We start from the raw sequence: 14,065 nt of genomic DNA on the forward strand, positions 1-14,065 counted from the left end.
GTACATAAAAATCAAATATCTCTCCTAATACAGCAGGTTCTGCCTTGCTGTGCATAGTGGTTTGAGTTTTTCACAGATCCGGTTTGCCTGCTCAGAAATGGCGATATGCATATCGCCAGCACTTTTCTTTGTAAGATACCAGCCTAGCGGTGCACTCCGCAAGCGGTGAATGAATTCACAGCGGTGGTTCGCATCGCTGATGGAATGGCTGAATGCCTTATCGAGGTCGATATTGACATAAACGTCTTCCAGAGTGGTTTCGAGCCTGCGGACAGCCAGTCCTGCCTGGGCTTCACGTACGGCGAACAAAGCGCTCAGGCCTGACCAAGCTTCTTGCGTCTTTGCTTTTTCCAGTGTCGGGCAATCAACCGCTGGCGGGTTGCCGTCAATATTGATCCAGTGTTTACCGGCATCACCTGCCTGACTGCCGGTAGTACGCAATGTTTCGGCGCCGCTATTGTCGGCATAACCGCCATCGACCAGTTTATAAGTACCATCAGACTGCGGGAAAGATCCTGACGGAGATACCAATGGGAAGCGTGCGCTGTGCAGTGCCGCCATCCCGACCTGGAACTGGCTAGCCAGTTTGCCTTGTCGGCCTGCACCGTCGCCCCAGTTACCAGTATTGGAGAGCCAGAGTCTTTGGCCGCTTGCTGATTCAGTACTGTTGAAATAAATTTTTGGGGCAGGTGCGACGCCAGCCGTAAGGCTGGTGATGGGCCTGGCCAGGGCGAATAAAGAAATGGCATTACTGCCCTCTGGCCCTTGTTGCGCCTTCAGATTGCCCAGTGCTTTTTGGGTGGCATCTTGCCAGCTATTGAGCAACGCCTGTCCGCGTTGAGGAACGATACCAGGCAGCAAGTCGATAGACAACATACGTGCCAATACAGGAGAAAGATGGTCTTGTATCAGTACATCGTCAATCAACAGTTCAAGATGCGCAAGTCTTGGCAGGTGCCGGCGGCAATCAGCAGGCCAGCCACCGCTGGCCACATACTCCTGCCTTAACGTCGCATAGACAGCGATGCCAACGCTGCCACCGGATACGCCACTGAGGCGATCAAGCTTTTGTCCGAATTCACCGCAGGACATATCATCGACCCTTGCCAGCAGCGTTGCGGTGAACAGGGCGGCTCTGATGCCACCGCCATAAGCGTTGACAATAATGTCCTGTTCTTTGGCTGGCTGAATTTGCGGAAGCATGAGTGCCTCGGATTTCGCCATCAGTACCTCTTCGCCTGGTACTTCCTTGAAAGGTGACCAGCCGAACTGGGCGTGGAGTACGAAGTACACGGCCAGGAGTACCAGGCTACCTGTCAACGCGAAGCCGGGTACATGGTACCCCAGTCGCCTGAAGCATAAAGTCAATGCGCACAACAACAAGAGACTGCTGCTGCAAAACAGCATGACGATTGCAGCAGATCCTATACTGCTTGTCAGGCTTTCTGCACCGAAAACCAGGAACAGGAACAACATGACAGCGGCAATGAACAGGCCCGCCAGACGCCTGACAGCATGCTCGAACAGAAGTGTTTCATTGGCTTCTGGCACGATGATGTTGAGCTTGCGCAGCAAGGAACGGCGATTTACCGTCGCCTTGTACAGCAGGATGGGTAGGTATGTCATCGCCAGCAAACTGCTCAGGACTGGGATGTTAAACCGGTCAGGCAGGCAGGACATGACCAGAAACATAGGCAAAAACAAGACCAGCAACCATACCATGCATGCACCGGCTGAGCGCAGGCTCCAAGGTTTTGTCAGCATCACGATAAACAAGGGTAACAGCGTTGATGCCCAGGGCATGAGTGTAGTGAGCAGGTTTCGCATGCCCCAGGATTGCTGGGCGTGAATAAACACCGAACCCAACAGGGCCGCGCTAAGTGCACCCAGTATCCTTGGTAAATGCACGATAGCTCTCTGCACATCGGACAGCAATAATCCTGAACGCAGATTGAGAGGCATTTGAAGCCCGGCATCAATGGTAACGAGCAGCCTTGAGGTATACCAGATCGTGGCGGCAAAAATGAAGACACTGAACGCGAACCAGAGCATCTGGATACTGCTGGATTGCAGATCAATCGTGCCATACAGCACTTCCTGTACTTGCCCAAGCCTGAGGAGGATAGCAGTAATCACTGTTGCCACCAGCACCGGGAGCAAGGACTGATACAGGACATAAGTCCAGGGAGTGATTAAGTGCGCTGTCCCGCTGGCTGTACGGCGGATTTTCTCTGATAAATCATGCATGCCCGGTCCTTGTCGAAGGAATGAACAGGATTAAATCATCGAGTAGAAAAAAAGACAATTAAATCTTTAAGCTTTTACCATTATCTGGGTGATGTCACACCGACAGCGCTCCCTTACACCTTCACACGCTCTGCAAAAAATGTCTTGGTGACATGCATAAAAAACATGAATTGAAAATAATTGCAAAATTGATTTCAAAAAACAACAACTATTTATCTACCACCGCTCAACGATGTTGCAAGACACATGTCAATTTCATAAACTATGTTAATAAAATATTAAATCCACTGAACGACATCAATTTGCTGCCCTGAGCAATCAGTATTTTTCTGACAACCCTGCTTTCCAGGTAAGAGCCGTTTGAGTCAGGCAATATGGTCTCAAAAAGGATAACAATCAACTTCATCGTTTTATCCACTTGCAATAGCACACCCCGATAACATCCGCCCATCCACCGACTTACTCATTTCAGAGAGCATCTTATGCAAGTACAACTGAAGCAAATACGCCGCATCGCCGGTACTGCCGCCGTGACCGGAGCCAGCCTGTTCTGCCATGGAGTACAGGCGCAAGGGACAAATGCCAAAGAGGCACCGCAGGCACCGCCGCTGGCAAGCCAGATTGCAGAGCACGATGTAACCGCAGACCTGATCAAGCCTGCGGCCAATCTGTTGAGTACCGAGCAACGCAAGATGGTGGAAAAATCAGGCCGGGAAATCCGCTACTTCCTGCCGATACAGATGACGGAGGGATTTATCTACAACCCTTCCAGCAAGGAATACGACAAGGTTTCGCTGCGCTCCTACGGGCGCAATCTTTCTGGCATACCAAATGTGCTGCGCCCGGACTTTGTCGCCCCTACCGTGGTCATGAAGCCAGGACAGACCGTGCGCTTTGACCTGAGCAACCGCCTGGACAAGGAGCCGGACTGTGAAAAAGTGGCGGCAGACAATGTCAATACGCCACATTGCTTCAACACCACCAATCTGCATTCGCATGGGCTGTGGATTTCGCCGTCAGGTAATAGCGATAATGTGCTGCTGGCGATCAAGCCCACAGTCAATTTTGAATATGAATACAATGTACCGGCAGATCACCCGGCTGGTACTTTCTGGTACCACCCTCACGTACATGGTTCAACCGCCATACAGGTTGGCAGCGGCATGGCTGGCGCCCTGATCGTCAAGGGCGACAGACAACCGACGATACTCAGCAACGGTGATCTTGATACCTTGCTCAATCCTTTCAAGCCTGCCGCCGGCAACTATGGCGAAGTAATGCTGATGCAGCAGATTCCTTATGCCTGCTTCATCAAGGATGCGGAGGGCAAAGAAGTGATACAGACCAACCCTGACGGCACCTGGCTGTGCAAAAAGGGAGATATTGGCGTCGTGAAGGATTTTTCCAAACAGTTTGAACCTGGCAGCTGGGGCAAGTCTGGTCGCCACACCTTGATCAACGGCTTCGCACGTAACCCGGATCGCCCACTCGTCATGGAAGCAGGCAAGTTATATCGCTGGCGCCTGATTGACGCAGGCGTACGCGAACCTATCGCCTTGCGCATCCGTAAAATCAGTGATGTCCGCAAACTGACACCAAGCGCCGCTACGCCGGAAGCACTGGAAGCCGAAGTCAAAAACGCCTGTGACGGTATTGACGTATTGCAGTTTGAAGTAGCAACCGACGGTTTGACCCGCCCCAATGCTTTCGCCAAAATCACCAATACCTTGCAACCTGGCTATCGCAGTGACATTCTGTTCAGCCTGCCGGAAAAAGGCGATTACTGCGTTTATAGCGATTCCGGCGCGACCGGTTCTGTCTCGTCCTTGCCGGACAACGCCAAAGTGATGACGGTGATCCATGCTGTCGGCAATAAGACCAGCGGCGATCAAACCCAGTTCGTCACCAAAGAACTGGTACGTGCAGCCGGTCTATTGTCGAGAAGCGTACGCGACACCATCATCAGGGATTTGAAGGACGGCCTGAAGCTGACAAAATTTGTGCCGCACAAAGCGATCCCGGAATCCGAGCTTACTGATCCGAAAAAACCGGTCGAGCTGACACTGGGCATCGACTTCCGTGGTGAAAAATTAAGCTTTGATGTCAATGGCGCCCCCTATAAACCAGGCGATGTTAATCAAACCCTGATTTTGGGACAGGTCCAGGAGTGGCATATCAGGTCTTATAACCCGACCAAGGATGGTGAAAGGAGTGTGCAGCATCCTTTCCATATCCACGTCAATCCTTACCAGATCATCAGCATTACCGATAAAAACGGCGTCGATGTCAGTGCATTGACGGACACGAAAGCTCCAACAATCGGGCAATACGCTGGTCTGCAAGGCACCTGGAAAGACACCATCATGGCAACGCCTGGCTACACCATCAAAACCCGTACCCGCTATCAGCGTTATATCGGTGAGTACGTCCTGCACTGCCATATCCTCGACCATGAAGACCAGGGCATGATGCAAAACGTCAAGGTTGTACTGCCGGACGGCAATGGCGGTGCCTCCACTGGCGCACATGGGGCGCATGGTTCGCACTGACAGAAACACCTCTCTGCCTTGACTGAACAATGATGTGGCTGCCCTGACGGCAGCCGCATCAGCATGCATGCCTGACCAAAATGCTGGAAATGAAGGAGTAAAAGATGAATATTTCAACATACCGAATACTTGCGTGTGCACTGCTGCTCAGCCTGTTCACCGCCCACGTGGATGCGCAGACGGCGACGCCCAGGGAAGTCTTGTATCGCAAGAACATTGATGAATTAAGCGCCGAAGAACTGGCTGCGTTCGAGCACGCGGTGAAAATGATGAAGGTGAAAAGCGCCAGGAACATTTATGACAGGACCGGTTTTTTATGGCAGGCCTGGGTCCACAATTGCACCTCGGTTGCAGTCAATGAAAAACGTCAATATGCACTGGGGAGTGGTGACAACAAACAGCTCTACGAGATCATCAACCAGCAATTAAATACCGGTGAAAATATCGACGAAACTGCCAACAACCCTTTCAATACCTGCCGCTTCGACAACCAGGTGAAAGGCACTGGCAACATCACGTATGAAAACCCGGGCATGTGTGAGCACAGGAAAGACACTTTCTTCCAGTGGCACCGGGCCGAGTTTTATTTCTACGAAAAAGCCCTGCAGGACGCCGACCCGGAAGGGCTGTATGGCCCGAGCACAAAGAACGTGACAGTACCGTACTGGAACTTCACCAAACCGCCCACCGGAAGCCGCTACCCCAAAGCCTTTGAAGACACTGCATCACCGCTGTGGTTCAAGCACAGGCTGCAAAATCCACCAGGCAGCAAACCTGACATGCCCAGCTATACTTCACCCTATCTGCTGGCTTACCTGATCTACAGGCAGGACTGGCCGAGCTTTGGAGGTTATCCGACCGGCAGTGCCGCCATCGCTGGTAATCCTGGCAATTCAGGCTCATTTGAGTCACAAATCCACGACGCCATGCATGACGAATATGTGAATGGCTATATGCGTACACCTTCCACAGCCGGTCTTGATCCCCTGTTCTATTCCTTCCATGCCTTTGTTGACTATGCACTCGAAAAATGGATAGAAGAACACGGTACAGAGACCATCACGGGTGGCACCTGGTTCATGCGCGGCGAGCAGGATGAGCGGCTGCTCCTGCCATCAGGCTTTGAACCTGGCAGCGGCCAGAAACGCGAGCCTTTCAGCAATTACACAAAGAACATGGGGCGCGCCGAGCTGTATTACGATACAAGAAAACAAGGCTTTGCGTATCAGGCAGGCGCTTTTGGTGAATTCGTCCCCAGAAGCCAGATTGACGCCATCATCGCGAAACATAACCTGCCCGGCGCAACACTGGGTGACGGTCCGCAAAGCCTGTTTAGCGAGTTGATGTCCTTTGGCGCACACGGTCCAGCCGCCAAACCCGATGCGGTAGTCCAGGGCAAGGTCAGGATACAGCCTCTGGATGGCAAAAAAGCCCTGATCGACATCGTACGCGAAGCCGGTAGCGATGATTACAGTTACCAGGTGGATGTCTACTTTCATCCGCAGAATATCGCGGCAGATATCGGCAACAAGAAATTCCGCGCACGCTATCTGGTCCTCAGTGCCAACTATTGGGCACTGTCTGGTCACCATCATCACGACGATACACCCGGCACTGCCTTGACGCTGACCCAGGACATCAGCAAGGATATCAGTAACCTCCGTCTGGGCGGCAAGGATGGCCAGGAATGGACGATCACATTGGGTATCAGCTCCCGTGACAATCACAGTGGCAAGTTTTCTTTCAATGCCCCCGTCGTCAACTACAGTAAATAAAATCAGGAGTATGCAATGGTTTCTTTTAAAACTGACATCAAGCCGATTTTTGCAAGCTATGTTCCCTGCATGAAAAGGGTGGTGCTTGGCGATCAGCAGGGTACGGCCAATCTTGAACTCGACAACTATGAGTGCGTAAAACGTTTTTACTACGAAGTGCAAGTGGCGATCCATGGCTATGACGTCGCTGTTGGCGCACCGCCCCTGCTGGTGAAAGATGGCCCGGACAAAGGCAAGCCGGCTGCCGCCCCACATCCCATGCCGCCCGGCGGCAAAGAAAAGCGCCTGAAGCAGGCCAGCATAGACTTATACGATCAATGGGTAAAAGAAGGCATGCGCGCCTGAAGAGAAAAAAAAGCATGCATCTGCTGTTGAAGATACATGCCTGAAAAACCTGGGGGAAAACACCCCCAGGCAAAGGGAAAGCAAGTGCAGTCCGGCGCGGCTACAGTCCACTGGTTTTCTGCGCAAGCTGATAGCCATCAGCCTGCCAGCCGCCACCGAGAGAACGTATCAGACTGACTGTTGCCTTGGCACGTGCACCATCAAGTTGCGCAGCTACGCGGCGTTGTTGCAAGACATTGCGGTCTGCATCAATCACATTCAAAAAACTGACAGAACCTTCACGGTACTGGATATGAGACAGCGCCGCCGCCCGCTCTGATGCCTGGAGTGCAGCATCCTGCGAGCGTACCTGTTCTGCCAGCAGGCGAAGCTCGGCCAGACTGTCTTCCACTTCGCGGAAAGCATTCAGCACAGTCTGGCGATAGTTGGCGACTTCTTCTTCATACTCAGCTTCAGCCTTGCTGACACCGGCCTGGCGACGACCGCCATCAAACACGGGCATGGACAGCAGCGGCCCGATCAGGAAGGTACGGGTACTCCAACTGAACAGGTCGCCAAGACTGGCCGACTCATGCCCCAGCGTGCCGGTCAGGTCAAAACGCGGGAAGAATGCCGACCTTGCCACGCCTATGCGTGCATTGGCTGCTGCCATGGCACGCTCAGCGGCAGAAATATCTGGCCGCCTTTCCAGCAAAGCCGATGGCATGCCTGCCGGTACATTGACTGCCGTGCGCGTCAATGGCGCTGGTTTCAGGTCGAATTCTGCCGGTGCCTGCCCGATCAGCAAGGCCAGTGCGTGCTCGGCATTGCTGCGGGCACGGGCTATGCCAAACGATTCCGACTGTGCAGTAGCCAGTTCAGACCTGGCCCTGGCGAGATCAAGCTCACTGATATCACCTTCGTCATAACGCCTTTGCACCAGCTTCAGCGTTTGCGAACGCAAGGTGACCGTGCCTGTGTAATGCGCCTGTTCAGCATCAAGCTCACGTATCAGGAAGTAGGTCTGCGCCACGTCCGCCTGCAAAGCCAGTTGCACGGAAAAAAGCAAGGCATCCCCTTTTTGCAGGTCAGCACTGGCGGCATCGACTGTGGCAGATACACGGCCAAATACATCAAGCTCATACGAAATACCGAGCCTGGCATTGTAGGAGGTGCTTGTCGGCACATTGCTTTTATCCGGTAAGCCCTGTGATACCGGTGATGGTCTTGCCCTGCTGGCCCCCAGCGCGGCATCAACCTGCGGGAACAGGCTTGAGCGGGCGTCTTCGCGCAGAGCTCGCGATTGCTTCAGACGGGCGGTGGCTGCCTTCAGGTTCTGGTTGGCTGTCATGGCCTGCGCTTCCAGGTCGTTCAGCTGCTCATCACCAAATACCTGCCACCATGCGCCGCGCTGGATATGTTCAGACGGTTGTACTTCTTTCCAGCCAGCGCTGGCAGCATTGGTAACATTGCCAGCAGGGGCGGCCGCTACTGCTTCTTTGAATGCAGCAGGCGTCGTGACTTCAGCCCGTTCATAGCGCGGCGCACTGGCGCAACCGGCCAGTATCAGCAACGTTGCCAGCAATGCAGACAAGGTTCCTGGGCGATTAAATTTATTCAACATGATAGATGACTCCATTTTTATTGAGACTGCAACGGTGTCACAGCATGACCTGGCCTGGCTTCGCCATGAGCAATGGCAGGCGCTTCATGATGGACGGCTGAATGCAGCTTGCGGCTGCCTTTCATGGAGCGCAGCAGGACATAGAAAACCGGCGTCAGGAACAGGCCAAACAAGGTCACACCCAGCATGCCAAAGAATACCGCCACACCCATGGCATGCCGCATTTCTGAACCTGCGCCTGTTGAAGTCACCAGCGGGATGACGCCCATGATGAAGGCAATGGAAGTCATCAAGATAGGACGCAGACGCAGGCGGCTGGCATCAATCGCCGCCTGCATGGGCGTGCTGCCCTGTAGTTCCAGCTCACGGGCAAACTCAACGATCAGGATGGCATTCTTCGACGCCAGACCAACCAGCACCATCAGACCTATCTGGGTAAAGATATTGTTGTCACCACCGGTCAGCCACACACCGGTCAGTGCAGCCAGCAAACTCATGGGTACAATCAGGATGACAGCCAGTGGCAGAGTCAGGCTTTCATACTGGGCAGCCAGTACCAGGAATACCAGCAGTACACTGATGGGGAATACCCATATGCCTGCATTGCCGGCAATGATTTGCTGATAGGTCAGGTCTGTCCATTCAAACTTGATACCGGCTGGCAGGGTCTGAGCTGCAATACGTTCTGCCGCCGCCTGTGCCTGGCTCGATGAATAGCCGGGCGCAGGACCGCCATTGATGTCAGCAGCTGTATAACCGTTGTAGCGCACCACCATTTCAGGGCCAAAGCCAGGTGTGACCTTCACCATCGATGACAGGGGCACCATTTCGCCGTTGCTGCTGCGGGTTTTCAGTTGCAGGATGTCTTCCGGCTTTTCGCGGAACTGTGCATCCGCCTGCGCCCTCACCTGGTATACCCGGCCAAAACGGTTGAAATCATTGACGTATAAGGAACCGAGGTAAATCTGCATGGTGTCGAACACATCGGTAATCGGTACGCCAAGCTGTTTGGCCTTGACGCGGTCAAGATCGACATTGAGTTGCGGCACATTGGTCTGGTAGCTGGAAAACATCGGTCCCAGTTCCGGCGCCTTTTGTGCCGCAGCAATGAAAGCCTGGGTGGCATTGTCAAGCTCCTTGTAACCCAGTGCAGCCTTGTCTTCAATTTGCATCTTGAAACCGCCGACAGTCCCCAGACCCATCACCGGTGGTGGCGGGAATACGGCAATGAAAGCGTCCTTGATGCCAAAATATTTCTGGTTCAGGCTGCCGGCAATACTGTTTGCTGACAGAGCCTTGCTGCGACGCTCTTCAAATGGTTTGAGTGTGACGAACACGATACCGGCGCTGGAACTATTGGTAAAGCCGTTGATGGACAGACCAGGGAAAGCAACAGCGCTTTCCACACCAGGTTCTTTCAGGGCGATCTCGGTCATGCGACGGATAACCGACTCGGTACGGTCGAGGCTGGCACCGTTGGGTAACTGGGTAAAACTGACCAGGTATTGCTTGTCTTGCGAAGGTACAAAACCGCCAGGCACGATATAAGAGACACCAACAGTCAGGCCCAGCAATACTGCATAAATACCCATCATCATCGATTTGCGTGAAATCACCCTGGCGACACCACTGGAATATTGCTCAGAACCACGGTTGAAGAAACGGTTGAATGCAGCAAAGAAACGGCCGAACAATTTGTCCATGACGCGCGTCAGCCAGTCTTTCTTCTCATCATGCCCCTTGAGCAGTATCGCTGCCAGCGCTGGTGACAGAGTCAGCGAATTGAAAGCCGAGATCACGGTAGAAATTGCGATCGTCATCGCAAACTGCTTGTAGAACTGGCCGGTCAGGCCCGTCATGAAAGCCAGTGGTACAAAAACCGCAACCAGGGTCAGGGCAATCGCAATGATGGGGCCGCTGACTTCACGCATGGCGCGATAGGTGGCTTCTTTCGGTGTCAGGCCGGCAGCAATATTGCGCTCGACATTTTCCACCACCACGATGGCGTCATCGACCACGATACCAATCGCCAGCACCATGCCGAACAACGACAAGGCATTGATGGAATAACCAAAGCCCAGCATCAGTGAAAACGTACCGACGATGGATACCGGCACTGCCAGCAGGGGAATCAGCGAAGCCCGCCAGGTCTGCAGGAATACAATGACCACCAGCACCACCAGGGCGATGGCTTCCAGCAAGGTTTCCACAACGGCGTGGATACTGGAACGCACAAACTGGGTCGGGTCATACACGATCTCATACTTCACTGAGCTGGGGAAGTCTGCCGACAGCTCCTTCATCGCAGCGCGCACCTGGTCAGAGACATTCAGGGCATTCGCACCTGGTGACTGGAAGATGGGGATGGCGACCGCTGACTTGTTGTTAAGCAGCGAGCGCAAGCCATATTCTGATGCAGCCAGTTCTATCTTGGCGACATCACCAAGGCGGGTGACAGCACCATCGTCCGATGTCTTCAGGATGATACCGGCAAATTCTGCCTCGCTTTGCAGGCGGCCTTGTGCGTTGACATTGAATTGCAGATCGGTATTCGATGTCGTCGGCGATGCACCGATCACACCGGCTGCCACCTGTATGTTCTGCTCGCGGATGGCATTGACGACATTGGCTGCGGTCAGGCCGCGTTGCGCTACTTTTTGCGGGTCCAGCCAGACACGCATGGCATAGTTACCCGAGCCGAACAGGCCGACCTCACCGACACCATTGATGCGCGCCAGCCTGTCCTTGACGTTCAGCACGGCATAATTGCGCAGGTAGGTCATGTCATAGCGGTCATCCGGTGAGGTCAGATGTACCACCATGGTCAGCGTCGGCGAACTCTTGATCGTGGTCACGCCCAGACGCTGTACGTCAGGCGGCAGACGAGGCAAGGCTTGCGACACCCGGTTTTGCACCAGTTGCTGCGCCTTGTCCGGGTCAACACCAAGCTTGAAGTTGATGGTGATGGCCAGGTTGCCGTCACTATTGGCCTGCGACTGCATATAGAGCATGTTTTCCACACCGTTGATCGATTCTTCCAGCGGCGAGGCCACGGTTTCTGCGATCACCTTGGGATTGGCGCCAGGGTATTGTGCACGCACCACCACGGAAGGCGGCACCACCTCGGGGTATTCCGAGATCGGCAACTGGAACACTGCCAGGGCGCCGGCCAGCAAGATGATTATTGACAGCACCCCTGCAAAAATAGGGCGGTCAATAAAGAATTTTGAGATATTCATGGGATTTTTTTACCTGTAGGATGTGCAGATCAGGACTTGTTCGCTTCCGCAGTATTGGCGGAGGACCTGACCGTCTCTTTATCACTATTCGCTTTGCTCATCGGTACAATATTCGGTGCGATACTGTCACCGGGACGGGTACGTTGCAGGCCATTGACGACAATGCGCTCGCCGGCTTTCAGACCGGCCTCAACCACCAGCAGATCATCCTGTCTTGCCCCTATGCGTACTTCGCGATAGTTCGTATGATTGTCTTTATCAACACTGAGGACAAAGCGTTTGCTCTGATCGGTACCGACGGCCTTCTGGTCTATCAGCAAGGCTTCACGCGGTGAGCCACCACCCAGGCGTATGCGGGCATACAGGCCGGGTAACAGCAGGCCATCCTTGTTGTCGAACACGGCGCGCACACGGATGGTGCCTGATGCACTGTCCATGCGGTTGTCAATGGAACTGATTTTTCCTTCACGCGAAAAACCATCTTCATTCGCCAGACCAAGGAAGACCGGCACCTGAGCATTCTTTGCCTGGGCCGGACTGACGTATTTCAAAAAGCTCTGCTCATCGACATCAAAAGACGCATAGATTTGCGACACAGATACCAGGGTGCTCAATGGCGGCGAGGTTGGCCCGGCAGACACCACATTACCCACCGTCACTTCGGCGCGTGAGATGCGGCCAGCCACCGGTGCAGTAATCTGGGTGAATTCCAGATTCAGTCTGGCCGCTTTCAGCGCGGCCTGGGCTGCCAGTACATTGGCTGCCGCTTCTTTGGAGGCATTCTGTTTTTCCTCAAAATCGCGACGGGCAATTGCATTGTCTGTCAGCAGACGTTCAGCACGCGACACGTCAGATACGGTATAGGCGGCGCGGGCTTCTGTTGCAGCCAGTTGCGCCACGGCCTTGGCAACTTCTGCGGCGTAAGGGCGCGGATCTATGGTGAACAGGATGTCACCTTTTTTGACCAGACTGCCATCCTTGAAATGCACTTCCTTGATGGTGCCGCCAACCTGCGGACGAATCTCCACCCTGTCGACAGCTTCCAGCTTGCCGGAATAGTTTTGCCAGTCGATGATGGAACGACTGACGACTTCCGCCACATCAACTGAAGTAGGTGGTGGTGCGCCCTTGGCGTCCGGTGTACTGGCCTGGACATGGATAGCGCCGATGACGCCGACGATGCTGATCAGTACGACGATAGCCGATGAAACAGCGATGGAAATATTTTTTCTTTTGAATGATGATGTAGACATGATGATCCTCGTGAGCGGTTTCAATTAAGAGATGATGTGGTCTTCCACAATCAATCTGCATGTGGAGTTAGTACGAAAGCATTACTGCTGGCAGGTGTCTGGTCATGGATATTCTCCTTCGCTGATGTCGGATTCTGGTTCATTAAGTAATAGCCGTATGCAGGCGGCGATGCAGAAAGGCAGCCAGGTCGCTCAGGGCCGGCGCATGATGCAGCAATGAGCCATGTCTTACGCCGGCATACCTGGCAACCTGCGTAGCAACCCCGGCGGCAATGAGTTCGGCTGCATATTTTTCTGCCTCCACATGCAGCACGTCATGCTCCGCAGTGGCAATGAACGCTGGTGGCAAACCCTGCAGACGACGTGATTCCAGCGGTGCGGCATAGGGGTGGAAGCGCTGCAGTGTCTGCGGCAGGTATTGGCGATAGCAGGCGGCGCATTGCTGCACGGTCTGGTCTGAGTCGTTTTTTTTCACGTCACCCAGGCGCGTCATACTGGGGTCCAGCATGGGCCCGATCAGGCCTTGCGCCAGGATGGGGCTGGCATGGCGGTCACGTGCGATCATGGTCAGACTGGTCGCCAGGTTACCACCGGCATCGTCACCGGCGACGGCAATACGGCCGGCGTCGACCGCTATCGCCGCCGCATTTTTCTGCACCCAGCTTATGGCGCTAAAAGCATCCTCCGGTGCTGCCGGAAATGGTCGTGCCGGCGCCAGGGAATACCCTACCGAGAGCACCGCAGCCTGGCTTTCTGCTGCAATCACCTGGGCCGGGATATCAGCGTCATCGAGCGTACCGCCGATAAAGCCACCACCGTGGAAGTACAGCACCAGGGGCAAAATCAAACCACCGACCGGCCGGTACAGCCTGACCGGTATCGCACCCAGGACGCCGGGTATCAGGAAATTATCGATTTTGATCGATGATTTCGATACTGTTTCAGACTGACCTGTGATTGTTCTGGCAATCTTTTTCTTGGAGTGAAGCATGGTATGGCGCGATATCCGCTCATGGAATTAACGATGGAGCGAATAGTAGGACGCTAAACCATC

At 54.0% G+C, this 14,065-nt stretch carries 8 protein-coding genes; 3 read left to right on the plus strand and 5 right to left on the minus strand.

Annotated features, from left to right (window positions below; genetic code table 11):
- Window positions 1-24: 24 nt before the first annotated feature.
- Entirely contained in the window at window positions 25-2,247 is a 2,223-nt protein-coding gene (locus LZ463_RS00275; RefSeq protein WP_241452606.1) for a hypothetical protein, read from the minus strand.
- 482 nt (window positions 2,248-2,729) lie between these two features.
- On the opposite strand from LZ463_RS00275, the gene LZ463_RS00280 reads away from it, so the two are divergent.
- From LZ463_RS00280 to LZ463_RS00290, 3 genes are all read left to right on the plus strand, one after another.
- Window positions 2,730-4,796, plus strand: a complete 2,067-nt coding sequence (locus LZ463_RS00280) for a multicopper oxidase family protein (RefSeq protein WP_241452615.1) — start codon at window positions 2,730-2,732, stop codon at window positions 4,794-4,796.
- A 104-nt stretch (window positions 4,797-4,900) separates the two neighbouring features.
- The gene (locus tag LZ463_RS00285) at window positions 4,901-6,571 is read left to right on the plus strand and encodes a tyrosinase family protein (protein ID WP_241452624.1); all 1,671 of its coding nucleotides are present in this window, start codon (window positions 4,901-4,903) and stop codon (window positions 6,569-6,571) included.
- 15 nt (window positions 6,572-6,586) lie between these two features.
- Window positions 6,587-6,916: a hypothetical protein gene (locus LZ463_RS00290; RefSeq protein ID WP_241452626.1), complete on the plus strand. Its 330-nt coding sequence runs from the start codon at window positions 6,587-6,589 to the stop codon at window positions 6,914-6,916.
- A 100-nt stretch (window positions 6,917-7,016) separates the two neighbouring features.
- On the opposite strand, the gene LZ463_RS00295 is transcribed toward LZ463_RS00290, so the two are convergent.
- From LZ463_RS00295 to LZ463_RS00310, 4 genes are all read right to left on the minus strand, one after another.
- Entirely contained in the window at window positions 7,017-8,519 is a 1,503-nt protein-coding gene (locus LZ463_RS00295) for an efflux transporter outer membrane subunit (RefSeq protein WP_241452627.1), read from the minus strand.
- Between the two features lie 17 nt (window positions 8,520-8,536).
- Window positions 8,537-11,758 (minus strand): efflux RND transporter permease subunit, encoded by a 3,222-nt coding sequence (locus LZ463_RS00300; RefSeq protein ID WP_241452629.1) that lies wholly within the window; start codon window positions 11,756-11,758, stop codon window positions 8,537-8,539.
- Between the two features lie 29 nt (window positions 11,759-11,787).
- Window positions 11,788-13,011 (minus strand): efflux RND transporter periplasmic adaptor subunit, encoded by a 1,224-nt coding sequence (locus tag LZ463_RS00305; RefSeq protein ID WP_241452630.1) that lies wholly within the window; start codon window positions 13,009-13,011, stop codon window positions 11,788-11,790.
- A gap of 142 nt (window positions 13,012-13,153) precedes the next feature.
- Window positions 13,154-14,002 (minus strand): alpha/beta hydrolase, encoded by an 849-nt coding sequence (locus LZ463_RS00310; protein ID WP_241452632.1) that lies wholly within the window; start codon window positions 14,000-14,002, stop codon window positions 13,154-13,156.
- Window positions 14,003-14,065 lie beyond the last annotated feature (63 nt).

It is taken from the genome of Undibacterium paludis (assembly GCF_022568815.1).
Classification (GTDB): Bacteria; Pseudomonadota; Gammaproteobacteria; order Burkholderiales; family Burkholderiaceae_D; genus Undibacterium.

Excerpts from the sequence above, each read along its gene's own strand:
- LZ463_RS00275 (WP_241452606.1), bottom strand. The coding sequence starts at position 2,247 with ATGCATGATTTATCAGAGAAAATCCGCCGTACAGCCAGCGGGACAGCG.
- LZ463_RS00280 (WP_241452615.1), top strand. The coding sequence starts at position 2,730 with ATGCAAGTACAACTGAAGCAAATACGCCGCATCGCCGGTACTGCCGCC.
- LZ463_RS00285 (WP_241452624.1), top strand. The coding sequence starts at position 4,901 with ATGAATATTTCAACATACCGAATACTTGCGTGTGCACTGCTGCTCAGC.
- LZ463_RS00290 (WP_241452626.1), top strand. The coding sequence starts at position 6,587 with ATGGTTTCTTTTAAAACTGACATCAAGCCGATTTTTGCAAGCTATGTT.
- LZ463_RS00295 (WP_241452627.1), bottom strand. The coding sequence starts at position 8,519 with ATGTTGAATAAATTTAATCGCCCAGGAACCTTGTCTGCATTGCTGGCA.
- LZ463_RS00300 (WP_241452629.1), bottom strand. The coding sequence starts at position 11,758 with ATGAATATCTCAAAATTCTTTATTGACCGCCCTATTTTTGCAGGGGTG.
- LZ463_RS00305 (WP_241452630.1), bottom strand. The coding sequence starts at position 13,011 with ATGTCTACATCATCATTCAAAAGAAAAAATATTTCCATCGCTGTTTCA.
- LZ463_RS00310 (WP_241452632.1), bottom strand. The coding sequence starts at position 14,002 with ATGCTTCACTCCAAGAAAAAGATTGCCAGAACAATCACAGGTCAGTCT.